Consider the following 20,611-nt stretch of genomic DNA (forward strand, 5'->3'; position numbering starts at 1 on the left):
TATCAGAAAGTTAAACTGGATTAACAATATCAATAAAATGATGCGTAATGCCGAATTCTTGCGCTAAATGTTGCCCTAAAGCTTGTATACCAAACTGCTCAGTCGCGTGATGACCTGCTGCAAAATAATGGATCCCTTGCTCCATGGCACAATGATAAGTTCGCTCTGATACTTCACCACTAATAAACGTATCGACACCGAGTGATGCAGCATGATCGATATAATCTTGCGCGCCGCCGGTACACCATGCAAGTGTAGAAATAGGCTGCGTTTTATCACCGATATGAAGTGGTTGCTTATTCAGTTTTTCAGTTAGCAGCTCATTCATTTGCGAAACGCTTAACGGCTTAGGCAGTTTTCCCTTCCATAGTAGGTTTTGCGGTATATCAGCACACACTTCTACATCGATTAAACCTAATTGATTGGCAAGTTCTGCATTATTACCCAAGGTTTGATGTGCATCTAAAGGTAAATGATAGCCGAATAAATTAATGTCGTGAGTCATTAAGGCTTTAATTCGATTGTATTTCATCCCTGTTATCACTTCAGGCTCATTTTTCCAAAAGAATCCGTGATGAACTAAAATAGCATCGGCATTCAGCGCTGCAGCTTGCTCAATCAAGGCTTGGCAAGCTGTAACGCCAGTTACAATAGTTTTTATCTCGTCAGTTCCCTGCACTTGTAGCCCATTGGGTGCATAATCTTTAAATTGGTTTACATTAAGGAAATCATTTAGATATTTGGATAATTGTTGGCGAGATACAGACGTTAATGACATAAAACTAACCCTAAAATTTTTGATACCAACAGTGTAACGTAGTCCAATACTTATTGAAAAACCCTTGTTAAGATTGATTGTTTGCTAGGCTATTTTTGCTTAAATTGGACTTTTGGGTGCATTAAACACTAAAATTAGGCCTAAGGGATGTTGAAAACATTAAATAAACTATTCATTACAGAAAAATAGGTCTCAAAATGTCAAACTTGACTAAAGAAGCGCTTATCGCCGAATTAAAAGCTGCTCTTGAAAAGCAAACTTCAAAAACTGTTGAAATTGAACAGAAAGGCAGTTGGTATAAAATTGATGGCGGCAAGTCTTTACGCTTTAGCGATCTTGAGCAAATGCACCTTGAAGCGACTCAAGGTCAGCCAGCAGCAGAAGCTCCTGCCGCTAAAAAAGAAGTGGCAAAAAAGCCTGCTGCTAAATCAGTAGCTAAGAAAGCAGTAGCTAAAAAGCCAGTTACTAAGAAAGCGAACACTTCAGGTGGTAAAACACCTAAAGAGTTATGGCGTGAAAAATTAGCAAATGCGGGTAAGAATACTCTACCACGCGGTTTCTAATATTCGCTAAATCTATAAAAACTAAAAAGGAGCCTCTGGCTCCTTTTTTATTATCGCATTTGTTTACTTGTTAAAGCCTTAAGCGCAAGAGCAAACTACATAGCAATATCGACTCTTACATAACCTGTAAGGTAAACCACTCGAACTTCATCACCAGCCACGAACGTCATACCTGGATCTAGGTCCTGGATCACCATGACTTGTGTTCCATCATCTAAGTTAATCATCATCTCAATTAACTGGTACTCAAGAGTGCGAGTTGAATTGCCGTATCGATTCGCAGCAGCCCCGCCTAACAAAGCCCCAAGAACCGTAGCAACATCTTGACCTGAACCGCCACCAAACTGATGGCCAATAACACCACCAATTAACGCCCCGCCAAACGTTTTCCAACCAAGGTTTCGGTCTTCGACTAATTGGGTTTCTGTGACATGTTTAATGGAAGTAACATGCCCATAGATGACTTTTTCAACAGGTACGGCTTGATTTCTATCGTAAGCAGCCATAGTAGAAGTGCTAACAAGCGACATTAATAAGGCTAAAAGCGCACTAAATGCCACCACTGAGGTGTTTGTGAGTTTCAACATAAGCAAAATTCCGCTAACGTATGCATAAGGTTTAGTAAATAATATACTTAATTGTGAACTCACTGTCTTATTTAAATCATCTTCCGCACTTCCCAGATCCGCAGCAAGCACTTGATGAACCCAATGGCTTACTCGCAGTTGGTGGCGATTTATCACCTCAACGTTTAGTTGAAGCTTATTATCAAGGCATTTTCCCATGGTTTAACGATGATGACCCAATTCTGTGGTGGTCTCCTGAGCCTAGGGCTATCTTTTTGCCAAAGCCTCAGCCGTTAAATAAAACCATGAAGAAATTTATTCGTAAGAGCCAATGGCGCTTCACCATTAACCATGCTTTCTCCCAAGTTATCAAAGCTTGCTCCGAGCCAAGGTTAACCCAAAAAGAAACATGGATTTCATCAGACATTCAAGATGCATATATTCAGCTACATTTATTGGGTAAAGCCCATTCAATTGAAGTTTGGGACGACAACCAATTGATAGGCGGTTTATATGGCATTGCAGTTGGCGGGGTATTTTGCGGCGAGTCTATGTTTCATCGTCAAACTAATGCTTCAAAAGCGGCTTTTGCGATGCTGAATCAACACCTCGTGAAACATGGTTTTAAATTGATTGATGCGCAAATAATGAATCCGCACCTTGAAACCTTAGGCGCTCAACCTTGTCCCCGTGAAGATTTTTTATCGACACTCAAACAATTACGTAATCAGGTTATCGATAGCAAGGCCTGGATAGCACAAGAGGTATATTTTGAGCTCTAGAAGTATCAGTGTTGGTATTAGCCATCCTTTTGATTGTAGTTATATCGAAGGACTAAAGGAACAACTGCTTATCATCCAAGAACCGCAATTGGATAGTGCTCTATTCGAGCAACTTTTAGGGATGGGTTTTAGACGAAACGGCAATTCTATTTATAAACCAAGATGCCCTAGTTGCTCAGCATGCCAATCTATTCGAGTTATAGTACCTGAGTTTACAATATCAAAAAGACAAAAACGTACACTTAAAAATAACCAAGACTTACATTGGAAAGTCACCAATAAAGTCACTGAAGCGCATTATGCTTTATACGAAAAATATATTATTGGCCGCCATTCGGATGGTCCCATGTATCCGCCTAGCGAAGATCAATTCAATGATTTTTTATTATGTGACTGGTTAGAGGCTACTTACATCGAAGTGTACCAGCAGGATAAGTTAATTGGTGTGGCTGTTACCGATAAGATGAATAACAGCCTCTCAGCCATATACAGTTACTTTGACCCTGATTATGCCAAGCGATCGCTAGGTGTTTATATGATATTGGTGCAATGCGAATTGGCTCAACAGTTAGGTAAACAATTTTTGTATTTAGGCTATCAAATTGATGAAAATAGAAAAATGAATTACAAACGTTTATATCGCCCATATCAAATATTAACAGCAAATGGATGGCAACATATTGAAAAAGAACCCACGCTATAGTGTTTCAATCCTTTACAGCAAGCGCTTTTTGGGGCATGATACGGCGAATTTTTTTATATTTGAAGGCATAAAGGTAACCAATTAATGGCGAAAGAAGACAACATTGAAATGCAGGGCACAATCCTTGAGACCTTGCCAAATACAATGTTCCGCGTTGAACTTGAAAATGGTCATGTTGTGATTGCACACATTTCTGGCAAGATGCGCAAAAACTACATCCGTATTTTAACGGGTGATAAAGTTACGGTTCAGTTGACTCCTTACGATTTAAGTAAAGGTCGTATCGTCTTCCGCGCACGTTAATACTGCCTCATCTATTTAAAAACCCGGCTTGATTGTCGGGTTTTTTATTGGCTAACGATTAACGTCGATACAAAAATGGCTATCTGATTTCAGATAGCCATTTTTATTGAACGATTAGCACTTAAGCGTTAACACGATTGTAAGTTATGAAACCTTTTCTTCGCATTCACAGTTAATGACAATCTCATTGTCCTTAACATCGACTTTGGCAGTACCACCCGCTTCCAATTTACCAAACAGTATTTCGTCAGCTAAAGGTCGTTTAATCAGTTCGGTGACCACACGTCCCATAGGTCGTGCACCCATATTTTTATCGTAACCTTTCTCAGCAAGTAAAGTGCGCGCTTCATCAGTAACTTCCAATGTCACACGTTTTTCGTCGAGTTGAGCTTGTAATTCAATTAAGAACTTATCAACCACTTTGGCTATAATGGTCAAATCTAAATGATTAAACCAAATAATCGAATCTAAACGGTTACGGAACTCTGGGGTAAATACCTTATTGATTTCTGACATAGCATTAAGACTATTATCTTGCTGCTTAAAGCCAATTGAGGTGCGAATAGTTTCTTGCACACCGGCATTGGTGGTCATCACTAAGGTGACATTTCTGAAATCAGCTTTACGACCATTATTGTCGGTTAGCGTACCGTGATCCATCACTTGTAGTAGCAAGTTATAAACATCTGGATGCGCTTTTTCGATTTCATCTAATAACACCACACAATGAGGATTTTTAATCACAGCGTCAGTTAATAAACCGCCCTGCTCATAACCCACATAACCCGGTGGAGAACCAATAAGACGCGAAACCGCATGACGTTCCATGTATTCAGACATATCAAAACGAATCAGCTTCATGTTTAAGCAAGAAGCCAACTGATTGGTCACTTCAGTTTTACCTACACCGGTAGGTCCTGCAAATAAGAAACTACCAACGGGCTTTTTCTCTGCACCTAAACCGCTACGAGATAGTCTAATTGCAGAGCTAAGCCCCTCAATCGCCTTATCTTGGCCAAACACCAACATTTTAAGGTTACGCTCAAGGTTTTTAAGTAAATCCTTATCAGTCGACGATACCGACTTCTCAGGAATCCGAGCAATTTTAGCAATGATGGCTTCAATTTCTGGCTGACCAATGGTCTTCTTACGCTTGCTTTGCGGCAACATCACCATACGAGCGCCAGCTTCATCAATAACGTCAATGGCTTTATCAGGTAAATGACGGTCGTTGATGTGTTTAGCAGACAAACTCGCCGCTGAACTAATCGCAGCTTGGGTGTAACGCACCCCATGATGTTCTTCGTATTTGGATTTAAGTCCTAAAAGAATTTTGGTGGTCTCAGCAACTGAAGGCTCATTGATGTCAATCTTTTGAAAACGTCTAGCAAGAGCTCGGTCTTTTTCAAAAATACTTTGATATTCTTGGAAGGTCGTTGAGCCCATACAGCGAAGTGAGCCATTAGACAGTAATGGTTTTAACAGGTTAGATGCATCCATGACGCCACCAGATGCAGCACCAGCGCCAATAATGGTGTGGATTTCATCAATGAACAATATCGCATGCTCATTCTTACCTAATTCTTTAAGCAGCCCCTTGAAACGTTTTTCAAAGTCACCGCGATACTTAGTACCAGCAAGTAATGAGCCCAGGTCTAATGAGTAAACGGTTGCATCTTTAATGACATCAGGTACCTGATCATTAACGATACGATACGCAAGTCCTTCCGCAATGGCAGTTTTACCCACGCCCGCTTCACCCACTAATAATGGGTTGTTCTTGCGGCGACGACATAAGGTTTGAATCGCTCGCTCAACTTCATCGTCACGGCCAATCAATGGATCAATCACACCATCTTTAGACATTTGATTTAAGTCAGTAGCAAATTGCGATAAAAGGCTTTTGTCTTCAGCTGACTCGCCGCCTTCTTCTGATGCTTCAGGATTATTAATTTCCGCGTCGTCGTCATCTTTTGGTAAGCCGTGAGAAATATAGTTCACCACATCTAAACGGGTGATTTCACAACGGCGAAGTAAGTAGACAGCTTGGGATTCTTGTTCGCTAAAAATAGCCACCAGCACATTGGCGCCAGTCACTTCGTTACGCCCAGAAGATTGCACATGAAAAACGGCACGTTGGAGTACACGTTGAAACCCTAATGTGGGTTGGGTTTCACGTTCTTCTGTGCTTTCGGCGATTAATGGGGTTGTTTGTTGAATGAAGTTAGATACTTCCTCGTGGAGACGAGTAATATCCGCGCCACAGGCCAATAATGCTTCTTTGGCCGATGGATTATTGATTAATGCTAATAATAAATGTTCTACCGTCATATATTCATGACGTGAATCTCTAGCTTGTTGAAACGCTAGGTTCAAGGTGACTTCGAGATCTTTGTTTAGCATAAGCACCCCCTAAAAATACTCATAAACTGCAGAGTTACCGTTAGATAATCAACAAATTCATTATGCTGTTTCTAATGAACACAATAATGGATGTTGATTTTCTTTGGCAAATTGATTTACTTGTAACACTTTCGTTTCAGCAATGCCAAACGAATAAACACCACATATTCCCTTACCTTGGTGATGGATAGCCAACATAATATCGGTGGCTTGTTGTTCATCCTTATTAAAAAAGCGTTGTAACACTTCTATCACGAAATCCATCGGAGTGTAATCATCGTTATTTAATACGACTTTGTACATTGAAGGTGGTTGTAGCTCCGATTCAACACGTTCTTCTGTGTGCTCTACGCTGCCTAATCTACCCATGAGTTAATACTAGCCTCTAGTTTGGTACAAGACCAATTGATATTATTAAATTAATTAAATGTTGTCATATTGTTAATTTTTACTTGACATCTTTTCGTACAAATTTCATTCTGTTTGGAGGCGGCAAAAGAGACCGCTGATAAAAATAAGTTTTACTATCTTACTGGTAAGTAGACAACAGAAGGAAGTGGAAGTATGGCAAGCGGAACTGTTAAATGGTTCAACAACGCCAAAGGATTCGGGTTTATTTGCCCAGATCAGGGTGGCGAAGATGTATTTGCGCATTATTCAACAATCGAAATGGAAGGCTACAGAACGCTAAAAGCGGGCCAACCAGTGGATTTCGAAACTGAGCAGGGCCCTAAAGGGATGCATGCTTCAGCCATTTCACCAACTAAATAGTCGGTGAAACTATAAAACAAAAAGGCAGAGATTTTAATCTCTGCCTTTTTTATTTATCAAAAATATTGTAATTAGTAATTCGTTTGCTCAAAAAACGCACAGCACGTCCACATTATTGACAAATTTACTTACACAAATCCGCATAGTTTCATAGTAAAAATATTTTATTTTCAGCAAAAACAAAAAAACAGAGACAATTGTCTCTGTTTTTATAATGGGATTTTACTTTTTCTAGAGCGTTATGCAGTAATGAACGAGTTCAATAATGCACTTGGGCGCATAGCCGCTTCAGCTTTTGCAGCATCTAAACGGAAATAACCGCCTAAATCAACTGCTGGGCCTTGTGAATCATTAAGCTCAGCAACGATTGCAGCTTCATTGGTGGTTAATGCTTCAGCTAATGATGCAAATTCAGCAGCAAGTTCTTTATCTGTAGTTTGTACTGATAATGCCTGAGCCCAGTACATTGCTAAGTAAAAATGGCTACCACGATTATCAAGTTCACCGACACGACGTGAAGGAGACTTGTTGCTATCTAAGAACTGTCCAATAGCCGTATCAAGCGTATCCGCTAATACTTGTGCTTTCGGGTTATTCTCAGTTTGGCTTAAATGCTCTAAAGAAGCCGCTAACGCTAAAAACTCACCTAATGAATCCCAACGTAAGTGCCCCTCTTTCTCAACCTGTTGAACATGCTTTGGCGCACTACCACCTGCGCCCGTTTCAAATAATCCACCGCCATTCATTAACGGAACAATTGAAAGCATTTTCGCACTTGTGCCTAGTTCAAGAATTGGGAACAAATCAGTTAAGTAATCACGTAATACGTTACCTGTAACTGAAATTGTATCCAGCCCTTCATGAACGCGGGCAAGTGTTGCACGAGTTGCTTCAACTGGCGCTAGGATTTGTAAATCAAGACCTGTTGTATCGTGATCTTTTAAGTACAATTCAACTTTTTTGATTAGTTGTGCATCGTGGGCACGATTGCTATCTAACCAGAAAATTGCAGGCGTGTTGCTTAAACGAGAGCGTTTGACAGCTAGTTTAACCCAGTCACGAATTGGTGCATCTTTAACTTGGCACATTCTGAAAATGTCACCCACTTCGACGTTGTGGCTCATCAGTACGTCACCCGCACTATTGATTACCTTAACAACACCCGCTGATGCAATTTCAAATGTTTTATCATGGCTACCGTATTCTTCCGCTTTTTGAGCCATTAAACCAACGTTTGGCACACTGCCCATAGTTGTTGGATTAAATGCGCCATTGGCTTTACAGAAAGAAATCGTTTCTTGGTAAACACCGGCGTAACAACGATCTGGGATCATTGCTTTGGTGTCTTTTAGTTGACCGTCTGGTCCCCACATTTTACCTGAAGAACGAATTGCAGCAGGCATAGACGCATCAATAATGATGTCGCTAGGTACATGCAAGTTGGTGATACCTTTATCAGAATCAACCATCGCAAGTGCAGGACGCTTGGCGTAAACAGCTGCGATATCCGCTTCAACTTCAGCGCGTTGTGCTTCTGGTAAAGATGCAATTTTAGCGTATACGTCGCCAAAACCATTGTTAACATCAACACCTAGCTCATCAAATAGTGCTTGATGCTTAGTAAAGACGTCTTTGAAGAATACTTTTACTGCATGACCAAATAGGATTGGGTCAGACACTTTCATCATGGTCGCTTTTAAGTGAAGAGATAATAAAACATCTTCAGATTTAGCTGCTTCAATCTCACGCTCATAGAATGCTTGTAATGCTTTATTGCTCATTACAGCAGTATCAATAATTTCACCAGCAAGCAAAGGTAGACCTTGCTTTAGGGAAACTTCTTGGCCATCAGCTTGAGTCAGTACGATATTAACAGTGTCAGCATCAGATATTGTTACTGACTGCTCACTACCGTAGAAGTCACCTTCTGACATATGCGCAACATGAGACTGTGAATCACTTGCCCATTTACCCATTGAATGTGGGTTTTTCTTAGCATAGTTTTTAACCGATGTCGGTGCGCGGCGATCTGAGTTACCTTCACGTAATACAGGGTTTACTGCACTACCTTTAATTTTGTCATAACGGCTTTGAACTTCACGCTCAGCATCTGTTGCAGGCTCATCCGGGTAATTCGGAATGTCATAACCTTTAGCTTGAAGCTCTGCAATACAGGCTTTTAATTGAGGGATTGAAGCACTGATATTAGGTAACTTAATAATATTGGCTTCAGGAGTCCCAGCCATCACACCTAATTCAGTTAATGCATCAGAGATTTTCTGTTCAGCAGTTAACTTTTCAGGGAAATTTGCAATGACACGGCCTGATAAAGATATATCTCGGGTCTCAACTTTTACACCAGCGGCATTGGTAAATGTGCGGATGATAGGGAGTAATGAAAGCGTTGCTAATGCTGGCGCTTCATCAGTTTCAGTATAAATGATCGTTGGAGAGTTATCTTTCATGCTTTTTCCTACATTATTGAAATAAAAAGTTTTTATAAATTATTATTGTAATAAGTAACTACCTAAAATAGCTTCAATCTTGTTGTCGAAGTCTATTTATTTGCGGCACACATCCATATGAAAATAGAAAAATAAACTGTGGCTGTGGTAACAAAAGTGGGCACAGATCACATTTTTTAGGCCAACATCATAGATCATTATCTCGCAGATTCAAATTCCACTAAGGCCCAATGCCAAGTAAACTATGCAAAATAATTCAATTTCGCCCATAAAAAGGCTTATGTATGCCAGCAAATGACAAAGCAAAACGATTTAGTACTAAACCGGCATTTGCCAGAACAACTAAAAAGCCAGCCAACAATAACAGAAAAATGGCAAAGCGCCCTGTAAAAAAAGCGGTAGAAAATCCAATAATAGTGTTATTTAACAAACCGTTTGATGTGCTATGTCAATTTACTGATGAGTCAGGAAGGCAAACCTTAAAAGATTTTATTCCGGTAAAAGGTGTTTATGCTGCAGGCAGACTGGATAGAGATAGCGAAGGATTATTGTTACTCACTAATGACGGTAAGCTGCAAGCTCAAATTACCCAGCCCAAAAAGAAAACATTTAAAACCTACTGGGCTCAAGTCGAAGGGGTTCCGAGTGAACAAGCGATAAAAGATTTATGCCAAGGTGTTGAATTAAAAGATGGAATGACTCTACCAGCTAAAGTTACCATTATGGATGAACCCAAAATATGGGACAGAACGCCACCAGTACGCGAACGAAAATCAATTCCAACAACTTGGTTAGAGATTCAAATTTGTGAAGGTCGCAATAGACAAGTTAGAAGAATGACAGCCCATATTGGCCACCCTACTTTAAGATTAATTCGCTATAAAATAGGTCAATGGAGTTTAGATGATATTAAAAATGGCCAGTACAAGACGATTGCTCAATAATTTTCATATTAAATAAACTGACTAATGAAGTGGCCCCAAAGTGCTTCAGCGTGTTTGGGATTAGTGTTCACAACTAAAATAGGATAATTCAATGACTCAGCAACGCTACAAACCCAATACCACTGTGGCTTGTGTGATCCATTGCCAACAGAAGTTTTTATTAGTCGAAGAAATCATTGAAGGTGAAGTTCGTTTCAATCAACCTGCCGGTCATATTGAGGCTCTAGAATCAATTCCACAGGCTTGTAAACGAGAAGTTAATGAAGAGACTGGGTTAGATATTGAATTAGCAGGCTTGATTGGTATCTATCAATTCAGTGCAGATGAGCAATTGGCTTTTGTACGGTTTACCTTCGCAGCAGAGTCTGAAAACTTGATAGATTGCCAGCCTTTAGATGAAGCGATTAAGGCTTGCCACTGGTTTACTTTAGATGAAATAAAGTCTCGTAAACATCAACTTAGAAGCCCTTTGGTGATTAAATGCATCGAGGACTATTTACATAAAGCTCACAGCCCATTATCACTGATTAATAGTGACCTGCAGATGATAGCCGACAACAACAATGCGTGATAGAATATGCGCCGCACATTTTTGAGATTTTCGTGATGTTTTTCATCGATTTTAAAGGTCTATTTTAAAGGTCGAGTTTTACATTTATTTATGGCGGCAAATACCTAGCGACTTGAAAAGCGCTATCGTCGACCACATGATCATCTCTTGTATCCGTAAATTCACTGGTTTTTAGGTTTTATGACATCAATCAATCCCAATTCAAATGGTAAAAAAGTCATCGTAGGCATGTCCGGCGGTGTAGATTCTTCAGTTTCAGCTTATTTGCTTATGCAGCAAGGCTATCAGGTTGAAGGATTATTTATGAAGAACTGGGAAGAAGATGATACGGATGAATATTGTCTTGCAGCTGAAGATTTAAAAGACGCACAAGCAGTCTGTGACAAACTCGGCATCAAATTGCACACGGTTAACTTCGCATCAGAGTACTGGGACAATGTGTTTGAGCATTTCCTTGAAGAATACAAAGCGGGTCGTACACCGAACCCTGACATCATGTGCAACAAAGAAATCAAATTCAAAGCATTTTTAGAATTCGCTGATGAAATTCTAGATGCTGACTACATTGCTATGGGCCATTACGTTCGTCGCCGCGACAACGAAGATGGCACCACTCAAATGCTACGTGGTATTGATGGCAATAAAGATCAAAGCTATTTTCTTTATACGTTAAGTGACAAACAAGTTGCTAAAAGCTTATTCCCAGTTGGCGACTTAGAAAAATTCCAAGTTCGCGATATCGCTAAAGAAATGGGTCTTATCACCCACGACAAGAAAGACAGCACAGGTATTTGCTTTATTGGTGAACGTAAGTTTACTGATTTCTTAGGCACATACTTACCTGCGCAACCTGGTGATATTGAAACAGCTGAAGGTGAAGTGATTGGTACTCACCAAGGTTTGATGTACCACACTCTTGGACAACGTAAAGGTTTAGGGATTGGCGGCTTAAAAAATAGCAATGACAACCCTTGGTATGTGGTTGAGAAAGATTTATTACGTAATGTTCTTATTGTTGCTCAAGGCGGTAATCACCCTCGCCTGATGTCACACGGCATGCTTGTGAGCCAATTACACTGGGTTGACCGCAAAGGCCCTATTTCGCCAGCAACCATTACCGTTAAAACTCGCTACCGCCAGCAAGATGTCAAATGTACTGTCACAACAGAAGGCGAAGACAACATTAAAGTGATATTTGATGAGCCAGTTGCAGCGGTAACGCCAGGTCAATCAGCAGTTTTCTATGATGGTGAAGTCTGTTTGGGCGGCGGCATTATCGATACGTTAATTAGAGGATAGAGCGTGAGCCAAGTATTATTTGAACGCACAATGGCGTTTGCAGGTATTTTACAAGCTATTGCTCAAGTTCAACACCTCGCCCGTCATGGTGAGTCAGACGAGACAGCCATGGCGGCAAGTTTGAACACCATCATGGTGACAGATCCAGAATCAATTTCTGATATCTATCAAGATAAACAAGCGCTCAATAAAGGCTACCAGCTAATTGAAAATCAATTAGGCGACGGTAATAGCAAAGACGTTGAAACAACACGTTATTTGGTTGGCATGCTCGCACTAGAACGTAAACTAGCACGTTCTGCCAACGGCCTAGGCATGCTAGCTGAGCGTATTAACCAAGTTCACCGACAATTGCATCATTTTGCCATTACTGATGAGCAAATCGTTGCGAGCTTAGCAAGCATCTATAGCGATGTGATCAGTGAGCTTGGCCCTAAACTACAAATTTCTGGTAATCCAGCTTGCTTGCAACAACCGCAAGTACAACAAAAAATCCGTGCTTTACTTCTATCAGCTATGCGCAGTGCTGTTTTATGGCGTCAATTAGGTGGCAAACGTCGTCATCTGGTTTTTGCCCGTAAAGCCATTGTGGATACTGCTATTAGCAGCCGTAAAAATAATTAATCGTATCACCCTACAACAAAAGTTCATCAAGGAGCTTCAAATGGATCTTTCTGCACTGACTGCTATCTCTCCGATAGACGGTCGTTATGGTAGCAAAACCACCTCTTTACGAGGTATTTTCAGCGAATTCGGTTTAACTAAATACCGTGTTCAAGTTGAAATTAACTGGTTAAAACTACTTTCAAGCTGCCCAGAGATTGAAGAAGTTCCGCCATTCAGTGAAGAAGCATTAATCTTACTGGATAGCATCAAGGATAACTTCAGCGAAGAAGACGCATTACGCGTTAAAACAATTGAAAGAACCACCAACCACGACGTTAAAGCGGTTGAGTATTTCATTAAAGAACAAATTGCCGATAACGCTGAATTAGTTGCGATCGACGAATTTGTTCACTTTGCTTGTACTTCAGAAGACATTAACAACTTATCTCACGCACTAATGCTTAAAGAAGCGCGTGAATTAGTGTTAGCACCACAGTGCTTAGAAATTGTTGATGCTATTAAAAAGTTAGCTGCTGATAACAAATCAGTACCGCTAATGTCTCGTACTCACGGTCAACCTGCTTCACCGACTACCTTGGGTAAAGAGATGGCAAACGTTGCAGTTCGTTTAGAACGTCAACTAAACCAAATCAACGCTGTTGAAATCATGGGTAAAATCAATGGTGCAGTAGGTAACTACAACGCACACATCTCTGCTTACCCAGAAGTTAACTGGCATGAGTTGTCACAACGCTTTGTGACAAGTCTTGGCATTAACTGGAACCCTTATACAACTCAAATTGAGCCGCATGATTACATTGCTGAACTTTTTGATGCTGTAGCACGTTTTAACACCATCCTAATCGATTTCGATCGTGATATTTGGGGTTACATCGCAATGGGTCACTTCAAGCAGCGTACTATTGCTGGCGAAATTGGTTCTTCTACCATGCCGCATAAAGTAAACCCTATCGATTTTGAAAACTCTGAAGGTAACTTGGGCATTGCGAATGCACTTATGCAGCATTTGGCCGCTAAATTACCGGTTTCAAGATGGCAGCGTGATTTAACGGATTCAACCGTTTTACGTAACCTAGGTGTTGGTATGGCTCACTCATTGATTGCTTATCAAGCGACAATGAAAGGCATCAGCAAACTAGAAGTTAACGAAGCGAACCTTTTAGCTGAATTAGACAAAAACTGGGAAGTATTGGCTGAGCCAGTACAAACCGTTATGCGTCGTTACGGTATCGAAAAGCCATATGAGAAGTTAAAAGAACTGACCCGTGGTAAGCGTATTGATGGTGAGCAACTTGCTTTATTCATCGATGGTTTAGCGCTTCCGGATAGTGTTAAAGCTGAACTTAAAACAATGACACCAGCTAACTACATTGGCCGTGCTGAAGCGTTTGTTGACGAATTAAAGTAATTCAACAATCACTTTAGAGCAGTAACTTACATACTTGCTCACTGAATAAGGAATGGCGACACCTCGTATGAGCTGTCGCCTTTTTTAATACTATGTATACATTAAATTTTGATACCGTAAAATTCACCCGTGAATATTGGCAAAAGAAACCAATAGTCATTAAAAATGCCTTTAATGAATTTGAAGATCCGATTTCCGCCGATGAGCTTGCGGGTTTAGCAATGGAAGAAGATATTTCTTCACGTATTGTGCAAACACAATCTCAGGGTTGGAATGTGGTTCAAGGACCATTCGAAGATTTTGATGAATACGGTGAAGATGGCTGGCAACTGTTAGTTCAAGCCGTTAACCATTGGTACCCTGATTCTCAGCCATTAGTTGAAGCATTTCGCTTCTTACCAGACTGGCGTTTTGACGATTTGATGGTGTCATTTGCAACGCCTAAAGGTGGTGTTGGGCCTCATATTGATAATTATGATGTGTTTATCATTCAAGGCGAAGGCGAGCGTCGCTGGCAAGTAGGTGATATTGGCAATCACCAACAACGAGGCGGCGATAAAAGCAGCCCATTAGTCGATGATTTTGAACCCATTATTGATGTGGTATTAACTAAGGGCGATGTGCTGTATATCCCGCCGGGTTACCCACATTGCGGCGAAACGTTAACACTTGCGTTAAGTTATTCAATTGGTTTTAGAGCGCCTAGTCAGCAAGAGCTATTAACAGAAATGGCTGACTCACTGATTGATAACAACCTCGGTAAGCAACGTTTCACATCCACTGAAGAAGTGGCCAATAAAGGTTTAGTTAGCCAACAACAGCAACAAGGCATGATGGAGTTGCTATCACAATTAGCACAAGATCCTGCTCAATACCAAACAGTATTAGGCAAACTTCTCAGCCAAAATCGCTTCGAATTAGACCTTAATCCCTTTGAACAAGCCATTTCAGAAACTGATATTATTGAAGCCATTGAAGATGGCGCGAATATTCAGCGTATTGGTGGTTTGAAAGTACTGAAACTAGAAGCAGACAATCAGGCACAATTGTATGTTAATGGTGAGGTTGTCAGTGTCGAAGGTATCGATGCTGAAATTGTTGCAATGATTGCTAATGAACATTTTATTGAACAAGCGATTTTATCAACTTGGCGTCAACAACCTGCTCTAATGACATTGTTAACTCAGTTTATCAATCAAGGGTGGTATTATTTTTCTGAGTAAGTCTTCATTGAAGTGACCCTAAACAAAAGGTATTAATATAAAGGGACTAATATAAAGAAACTAATATAAATAAAGGCAATTATATTAAGTATTAAGGCACTAAGGTTATCTCTTCTTAACTTTAGTGCCTTTTTGTCACTGTGAACAAAACCATTTCATTCATTAAAAATTAATAGAGTTTAGGCTCACCTGCTGGACGCGTTTTTAAAAATTTCAAAAACCACATGTATTGCTCAGGATATGCGTTAATAACTTGCTCAACCATTTTGTTAAGTGCAATGGCTTCGTTATCTTTTCCCTGCATATCTTCAGGTGCTACCGCTTCCATAATCGTCAACTTAAACTGGCGAGCCTGTTTATCATATCCAATCTTTACCGGTAAAACCCTCGCCTTTCCAGCTTGAGCCAAACGGCCAACCACTGGCAAAGTGGCTTTAACCGTCCCAAGCAATGGCGCGAACACACTTTGCTCAGGGCCTAAATCTTCATCTGGTAAGTAAAAAAAACTGTTATCTTGTCGTAATTCACTGATTAGAGCGCGTATACCGGCCTCTCGCATGTAAACACGGCCGTTTTGACTACTACGTAATCGATTACTAAACCAGTTAAACAGACCATTCCTGTGAGCTTTAGCCATGGTAACCATTGGCAGTTCGATATTAAGTCTGATCCCAGCATAATCAATCGGCCACACATGAGGCATAATGAATATCATCGGCTGCCCTGCTTGTCTTACAGCTTCGACATGCTCAAACCCGTCGATGGAAACGCGGCGTTTAATATGTTCGTTAGATCGCAATAACAACTCGGCTTGCGACATTAATGTTAGAACAAACATGTCGACATTGTCTTTAATCAAGGCATCAATGTCAGCTTCCGACTTATCTGGGAAACAAGTACGCATATTAATTCGTGCGATATTAATTGGTTTTTTAGCAATCGACATAACAAGCTTGGCAAGCAGCCGCGAGATGGGGTCGCGCAGCCAAGCTGGCATAATACCAAATGAAAATAAAATCAGAATGACAAACCAAGTGCCCCAATATCTAGGGTGTAACAAAGAAAGAGTAAATCGACGATCGAAATGTTTTGCTTGTCTAGCCAAAAGAAACCTCAAAATTACATCAGCGTAGTGAAATGAATAGCGGTGCCAAAGAGATATAATAACAATTTTCTGCTACTCACAGCACGATATTTTTAACCCGCCCTGTAGAATGGGCATGGATTAATTAACCTTAGAAAACAAAAAAGCCACTCAATTGAGTGGCTTTTTAAATAAAGCGAAACTATTTCTTAGCCGAGTTTGATTCTTCGACTCGAGTTTTCAACTTTTGTCCTGGACGGAACGTCACAACACGGCGAGCTGAAATTGGAATATCTTCACCAGTTTTTGGGTTCCTTCCCGGTCTTTGATTCTTGTCGCGCAGATCAAAGTTTCCAAAGCCAGATAACTTGACCTGCTCACCACTTTCAAGTGCTTCTCTAATTTCTTCAAAGAAAGACTCAACCATCTCTTTGGCAACACGTTTGTTAATGCCTAGCGTTTCAAAAAGATGTTCTGCCATTTCGGCTTTGGTAAGTGCCATACTTTTAGTCCCTCAACGATGCGTTGAACTCGGTCTTAAGTGCAGATACAACTGAATCAACAGTTTCAGTTATGTCCTTTTCTTCAAGCGTACGAGTAATGTCTTGTAATGTAAGTGCTATTGCTAGGCTCTTTTTGCCTGCTTCAACACCTTTACCTCGGTATACGTCGAACAAGTTTAAGCCAACCAACTGATTTTCGCCAACTTTTCTTATCAAATTCATAACATTAGTTGCAGAAACTTCTTCTTCGACAACAACAGCAATATCACGTCGATTTGCAGGAAACTTAGATACAGTCTGGGCTAGCGGCAAACTGGCATGCAGTAAAGCGTCCAGTTCTAACTCAAAAATAATTGTTTTACCATTCAGTCCAAAAGGCTTTTCCAAACTAGGATGGACAGCACCAATGATACCAATGACCTGATTATTTCTTAATATTTCAGCACATTGCCCCGGATGAAGAGCTGAATGTGTTGCACTTCTAAAAGTAAATTCAGAAGTCGAAACTGTCAAGCCGATAATTGATTCTAAATCGCCTTTTAAATCAAAGAAGTCGACAGTTTTTGAATCCATTGACCAATGTTCATCATTTTGAACACCAGAAATCACCGCACCAATCATCGCTTCTTGTCTAACACCAGAATCTGCTTTTGCATCAGGTACAAAGCGTAAACCAGTCTCAAATAAACGTACACGACCTTGCTGACGGCTTTGGTTATAACCTACCGACGTCAATAATCCAGTGAACATAGAAAGGCGCATAGCTGACATTTCTACCGAAATTGGATTTGGTAAAATCATTGCTGGCGCATCTGGGTGAATAAGATTTTGTTGCTTAGGATCAACAAAGCTATAAGTGACAGCTTCTTGAAAACCACGAGCAACTAGCACATTACGTACTTTACGTAACGAAATATCAGCTTCTTTATGATCAGACATGGTTAACGAAGCAACAGGAGCGATATTTGGGATATTGTTGTATCCGTATATACGTGCTACTTCTTCAATCAAATCTTCTTCAATCGCCATATCGAAACGGTAAGTTGCAGTCACAACGTCCCATGTTTCTGCATTGGCAGTTACAGCAAAACCTAAACGTTCAAGGATTTCAGTCACATCAGTATCAGGAATATGATGACCTAAAATCTTATCTAGTTTACTACGACGAAGCGTTAAGTTAACTGGCTTAGGTAAATTAGCTTCAGTTACAGCTTCTTCTACAGGGCCTGCTTCGCCGCCACAAATATCTAATACAAGGCGAGTAGCGCGATCCATTACCTTGTGTTGTAATTCAGGGTCAACACCACGCTCAAAACGGTGTGAAGCGTCTGTATGTAGGCCTAAACGACGTGATTTACCCATAATCGCAAGAGGAGCAAAGAACGCACACTCTAACAAAATATCTTGAGTCTTCTCAGTCACACCTGTTTTTTCGCCGCCAAACACACCCGCAAGCGCAATAGAACCACTGTCATCAGCGATAACTAAAGTGTCATCAGGCACAGTAACTTCGTTACCGTCTAATAAGGTTAGCTTTTCAACGCCATCGCTCAAACGAACTTGAATAGCACCGGTTAAGGTGGCTAAGTCAAATGCATGCATAGGCTGACCGTATTCAATTAATACGTAGTTCGTGATATCAACGATTGGGTCAATTGAACGAATACCGCTACGACGTAGTTTTTCTTGCATCCATAATGGCGTTGGCGCAGCAAGGTTAACGTTTTTAACTACTCGGCCTAAGTAACGAGGACAAGCTTGTGCATCGATAACATTAATCGCAACTTTATCGTCGATGGTTGCTGTCACGGCATCCCAAGTTGGCTCAGTCACCGCTTCGCGGTTTAACACACCAACTTCACGAGCAAGACCTGCCATACCAAGACAATCCGCGCGGTTTGCAGTTAAATCAACATCGATAACTGCATCATTTAGGTCTAGATATTCACGAACATCTTTGCCAATTGGTGCGTCAGTAGGTAATTCGATGATGCCATCGCTTTCGATGTCGATACCTAGCTCACCGTATGAACACAACATACCGAATGATGGTTGACCACGTAGTTTGGCTTTCTTAATTTTAAAGTCACCAGGAAGGACTGCGCCAACCATAGCAACTGCAACTTTAAGGCCTAAACGACAATTTGGCGCACCACAAACAATATCGATGAGCTCATCAGCGCCAACATTGATTTTAGTAACACGTAATTTGTCTGCATCTGGGTGCTGGCCACATTCAACCACTTCACCCACAATCACACCGCTAAATTCACCCGCTACTGCGTCTACGCCGTCTACTTCAAGACCAGCCATAGTAATTTGGTGAGATAACTCGTCACGGCTTACTGAAGGATTAACCCACTCGCGAAGCCAAGATTCACTGAATTTCATCTTTATATTGCTCCGTTATTTGAATTGCTTAAGAAAACGTAAATCGTTTTCGAAGAAGGCACGTAAGTCATTCACGCCATAACGCAGCATTGTTAGACGCTCAACACCCATACCAAAAGCAAAACCAGAGTATTTTTCAGGGTCGATACCGACACTGCGAAGTACATTAGGGTGCACCATGCCGCAACCTAATACTTCTAACCACTTACCGTTTTTGCCCATTACATCAACTTCGGCAGAAGGTTCTGTAAACGGGAAGTAAGATGGACGGAAACGGACTTCTAAATCTTCTTCGAAGAAGTTACGTAAAAAGTCATGCAAAATGCCTTTTAACTCAGCAAAGTTAACTTTCTCATCAACTAATAACCCTTCCACTTGGTGGAACATAGGTGTATGAGTTTGATCATAATCATTACGGTAAACACGGCCAGGAGAAATAATGCGTAAAGGCGGTTTTTCGTGTTCCATAGTACGAATTTGAACACCTGAAGTTTGCGTACGAAGCATCACTTTAGGGTTAAAATAGAAAGTGTCATGATCAGCACGAGCCGGATGATGCTCTGAAATGTTTAATGCATCAAAGTTATGAAAATCATCTTCAATTTCAGGGCCGTTCTTAACAGAAAAGCCTAATTCACCAAAGAAAGTTTCAATACGTTCGATAGTACGCGTCACTGGATGTAAACCACCCAATTCAATTGTACGACCAGGTAAGGTCACATCGATTTGTTCAGCGATAAGTTGTGCTTCTAATTCAGCAGACTTTAAGCCTTCAATACGCTCAGAAAGTTCTTTCTGAACCGCTTGTTTAGCTTTGTTGACTGCTTGTCCGAAAGCAGGTTTTTCTGCTGGACTTAAGCTACCCATCAATTTCATCATGTCAGTGATCTTACCTTTCTTACCAAGGTAGTCGACACGGATATCATCCAATGTCTTTAGATCACTGGCCTTAGCGATTACTTCTAAGGCTTGTTCTACGATCTCAGTTAACTGCTGCATTATATCTTCCACTGCATTCTTGCATATCAAATGCGTTTGGGCGTCTAGATTCAGACGACATATTAGTTTAGGTGTTAATGTTAGATTACACCTAAAGCTTGGGGTTAAAACAAAAGATGGGATTTTACGTGACCTAGGCTAATTTTACTAGCATTTATTGCAATTAAAGCCAGTAAACTCCTGCATTATCATGAGTTAGCTTCATTTTGTTAAAACATTAAAATATTC

At 40.6% G+C, this 20,611-nt stretch carries 20 protein-coding genes; 11 read left to right on the forward strand and 9 right to left on the reverse strand.

Annotated elements, in window-relative coordinates; translation table 11 throughout:
• Positions 1-10 precede the first annotated feature (10 nt).
• Positions 11-778, reverse strand: coding sequence for a Nif3-like dinuclear metal center hexameric protein (locus L2735_RS09200; RefSeq protein ID WP_248984416.1), 768 nt, complete (start codon positions 776-778; stop codon positions 11-13).
• A 197-nt stretch (positions 779-975) separates the two neighbouring features.
• On the opposite strand from L2735_RS09200, the gene L2735_RS09205 reads away from it, so the two are divergent.
• Positions 976-1,341: a hypothetical protein gene (locus L2735_RS09205; protein WP_248984417.1), complete on the forward strand. Its 366-nt coding sequence runs from the start codon at positions 976-978 to the stop codon at positions 1,339-1,341.
• Positions 1,342-1,436: 95 nt separating this feature from the next.
• Here L2735_RS09205 and L2735_RS09210 read toward each other — a convergent pair whose 3' ends face one another.
• Positions 1,437-1,871: an outer membrane lipoprotein gene (locus L2735_RS09210; RefSeq protein ID WP_248984445.1), complete on the reverse strand. Its 435-nt coding sequence runs from the start codon at positions 1,869-1,871 to the stop codon at positions 1,437-1,439.
• 110 nt (positions 1,872-1,981) lie between these two features.
• Here L2735_RS09210 and aat point away from each other — a divergent pair, with 110 nt between their 5' ends.
• From aat to infA, 3 genes are all read left to right on the forward strand, one after another.
• On the forward strand, positions 1,982-2,689 hold the full coding sequence (gene aat, locus L2735_RS09215; protein WP_248984418.1) for a leucyl/phenylalanyl-tRNA--protein transferase: 708 nt from the start codon (positions 1,982-1,984) through the stop codon (positions 2,687-2,689).
• Positions 2,679-3,392: an arginyltransferase gene (locus L2735_RS09220; protein WP_248984419.1), complete on the forward strand. Its 714-nt coding sequence runs from the start codon at positions 2,679-2,681 to the stop codon at positions 3,390-3,392. Before aat ends, L2735_RS09220 begins: the two co-directional genes overlap by 11 nt.
• Positions 3,393-3,476: 84 nt before the next feature.
• The gene (gene infA, locus L2735_RS09225) at positions 3,477-3,695 is read left to right on the forward strand and encodes a translation initiation factor IF-1 (protein WP_011496276.1); all 219 of its coding nucleotides are present in this window, start codon (positions 3,477-3,479) and stop codon (positions 3,693-3,695) included.
• A 144-nt stretch (positions 3,696-3,839) separates the two neighbouring features.
• Here the strand turns inward: infA and clpA are convergent, their stop codons facing one another.
• Complete coding sequence (gene clpA / locus L2735_RS09230; RefSeq protein WP_248984420.1) at positions 3,840-6,098, reverse strand: ATP-dependent Clp protease ATP-binding subunit ClpA; 2,259 nt, start codon at positions 6,096-6,098, stop codon at positions 3,840-3,842.
• A 60-nt stretch (positions 6,099-6,158) separates the two neighbouring features.
• Positions 6,159-6,467, reverse strand: a complete 309-nt coding sequence (clpS, locus tag L2735_RS09235; RefSeq protein WP_102528713.1) for an ATP-dependent Clp protease adapter ClpS — start codon at positions 6,465-6,467, stop codon at positions 6,159-6,161.
• Positions 6,468-6,662: 195 nt separating this feature from the next.
• Here clpS and cspD point away from each other — a divergent pair, with 195 nt between their 5' ends.
• The gene (gene cspD / locus L2735_RS09240) at positions 6,663-6,869 is read left to right on the forward strand and encodes a cold shock domain-containing protein CspD (protein WP_055024439.1); all 207 of its coding nucleotides are present in this window, start codon (positions 6,663-6,665) and stop codon (positions 6,867-6,869) included.
• Between the two features lie 239 nt (positions 6,870-7,108).
• Here cspD and L2735_RS09245 read toward each other — a convergent pair whose 3' ends face one another.
• Positions 7,109-9,334, reverse strand: coding sequence for an NADP-dependent isocitrate dehydrogenase (locus L2735_RS09245; protein WP_248984421.1), 2,226 nt, complete (start codon positions 9,332-9,334; stop codon positions 7,109-7,111).
• 284 nt (positions 9,335-9,618) lie between these two features.
• Here L2735_RS09245 and L2735_RS09250 point away from each other — a divergent pair, with 284 nt between their 5' ends.
• From L2735_RS09250 to L2735_RS09275, 6 genes are all read left to right on the forward strand, one after another.
• The gene (locus L2735_RS09250) at positions 9,619-10,278 is read left to right on the forward strand and encodes an rRNA large subunit pseudouridine synthase E (protein ID WP_248984422.1); all 660 of its coding nucleotides are present in this window, start codon (positions 9,619-9,621) and stop codon (positions 10,276-10,278) included.
• Between the two features lie 91 nt (positions 10,279-10,369).
• A complete protein-coding gene (locus tag L2735_RS09255; RefSeq protein ID WP_248984423.1) occupies positions 10,370-10,849 on the forward strand; it encodes an NUDIX hydrolase in 480 nt (159 codons plus the stop codon).
• Positions 10,850-11,029: 180 nt separating this feature from the next.
• Positions 11,030-12,148 carry a tRNA 2-thiouridine(34) synthase MnmA gene (gene mnmA, locus L2735_RS09260; RefSeq protein WP_248984424.1) on the forward strand — a complete coding sequence of 373 codons (1,119 nt, stop codon included), beginning with the start codon at positions 11,030-11,032 and terminating at the stop codon, positions 12,146-12,148.
• A gap of 3 nt (positions 12,149-12,151) precedes the next feature.
• Entirely contained in the window at positions 12,152-12,772 is a 621-nt protein-coding gene (gene hflD / locus L2735_RS09265) for a high frequency lysogenization protein HflD (protein ID WP_248984425.1), read from the forward strand.
• A 40-nt stretch (positions 12,773-12,812) separates the two neighbouring features.
• Positions 12,813-14,183: an adenylosuccinate lyase gene (gene purB / locus L2735_RS09270; RefSeq protein WP_248984426.1), complete on the forward strand. Its 1,371-nt coding sequence runs from the start codon at positions 12,813-12,815 to the stop codon at positions 14,181-14,183.
• 92 nt (positions 14,184-14,275) lie between these two features.
• Positions 14,276-15,406 (forward strand): ribosomal protein uL16 3-hydroxylase, encoded by a 1,131-nt coding sequence (locus tag L2735_RS09275; protein ID WP_248984427.1) that lies wholly within the window; start codon positions 14,276-14,278, stop codon positions 15,404-15,406.
• A 169-nt stretch (positions 15,407-15,575) separates the two neighbouring features.
• Here L2735_RS09275 and lpxM read toward each other — a convergent pair whose 3' ends face one another.
• From lpxM to pheS, 4 genes are all read right to left on the reverse strand, one after another.
• Positions 15,576-16,511 (reverse strand): lauroyl-Kdo(2)-lipid IV(A) myristoyltransferase, encoded by a 936-nt coding sequence (gene lpxM, locus L2735_RS09280; RefSeq protein WP_248984428.1) that lies wholly within the window; start codon positions 16,509-16,511, stop codon positions 15,576-15,578.
• Between the two features lie 181 nt (positions 16,512-16,692).
• Positions 16,693-16,992 carry an integration host factor subunit alpha gene (ihfA, locus tag L2735_RS09285; RefSeq protein WP_055024430.1) on the reverse strand — a complete coding sequence of 100 codons (300 nt, stop codon included), beginning with the start codon at positions 16,990-16,992 and terminating at the stop codon, positions 16,693-16,695.
• Between the two features lie 4 nt (positions 16,993-16,996).
• Positions 16,997-19,384: a phenylalanine--tRNA ligase subunit beta gene (gene pheT / locus L2735_RS09290; protein WP_248984429.1), complete on the reverse strand. Its 2,388-nt coding sequence runs from the start codon at positions 19,382-19,384 to the stop codon at positions 16,997-16,999.
• 15 nt (positions 19,385-19,399) lie between these two features.
• Positions 19,400-20,383 (reverse strand): phenylalanine--tRNA ligase subunit alpha, encoded by a 984-nt coding sequence (gene pheS, locus L2735_RS09295; RefSeq protein WP_248955343.1) that lies wholly within the window; start codon positions 20,381-20,383, stop codon positions 19,400-19,402.
• Between the last annotated feature and the right edge of the window lie 228 nt (positions 20,384-20,611).

The organism is Shewanella olleyana (assembly GCF_023283825.1).
GTDB lineage: Bacteria > Pseudomonadota > Gammaproteobacteria > Enterobacterales > Shewanellaceae > Shewanella > Shewanella olleyana.

Bases quoted from the DNA above. Each gene is read 5' to 3' on its own strand.
- L2735_RS09200 (WP_248984416.1), bottom strand. From the start codon at position 778: ATGTCATTAACGTCTGTATCTCGCCAACAATTATCCAAATATCTAAAT.
- L2735_RS09205 (WP_248984417.1), top strand. From the start codon at position 976: ATGTCAAACTTGACTAAAGAAGCGCTTATCGCCGAATTAAAAGCTGCT.
- L2735_RS09210 (WP_248984445.1), bottom strand. From the start codon at position 1,871: ATGTCGCTTGTTAGCACTTCTACTATGGCTGCTTACGATAGAAATCAA.
- infA (WP_011496276.1), top strand. From the start codon at position 3,477: ATGGCGAAAGAAGACAACATTGAAATGCAGGGCACAATCCTTGAGACC.
- clpA (WP_248984420.1), bottom strand. From the start codon at position 6,098: ATGCTAAACAAAGATCTCGAAGTCACCTTGAACCTAGCGTTTCAACAA.
- clpS (WP_102528713.1), bottom strand. From the start codon at position 6,467: ATGGGTAGATTAGGCAGCGTAGAGCACACAGAAGAACGTGTTGAATCG.
- cspD (WP_055024439.1), top strand. From the start codon at position 6,663: ATGGCAAGCGGAACTGTTAAATGGTTCAACAACGCCAAAGGATTCGGG.
- L2735_RS09245 (WP_248984421.1), bottom strand. From the start codon at position 9,334: ATGAAAGATAACTCTCCAACGATCATTTATACTGAAACTGATGAAGCG.
- L2735_RS09250 (WP_248984422.1), top strand. From the start codon at position 9,619: ATGCCAGCAAATGACAAAGCAAAACGATTTAGTACTAAACCGGCATTT.
- L2735_RS09255 (WP_248984423.1), top strand. From the start codon at position 10,370: ATGACTCAGCAACGCTACAAACCCAATACCACTGTGGCTTGTGTGATC.
- mnmA (WP_248984424.1), top strand. From the start codon at position 11,030: ATGACATCAATCAATCCCAATTCAAATGGTAAAAAAGTCATCGTAGGC.
- purB (WP_248984426.1), top strand. From the start codon at position 12,813: ATGGATCTTTCTGCACTGACTGCTATCTCTCCGATAGACGGTCGTTAT.
- L2735_RS09275 (WP_248984427.1), top strand. From the start codon at position 14,276: ATGTATACATTAAATTTTGATACCGTAAAATTCACCCGTGAATATTGG.
- ihfA (WP_055024430.1), bottom strand. From the start codon at position 16,992: ATGGCACTTACCAAAGCCGAAATGGCAGAACATCTTTTTGAAACGCTA.
- pheT (WP_248984429.1), bottom strand. From the start codon at position 19,384: ATGAAATTCAGTGAATCTTGGCTTCGCGAGTGGGTTAATCCTTCAGTA.
- pheS (WP_248955343.1), bottom strand. From the start codon at position 20,383: ATGCAGCAGTTAACTGAGATCGTAGAACAAGCCTTAGAAGTAATCGCT.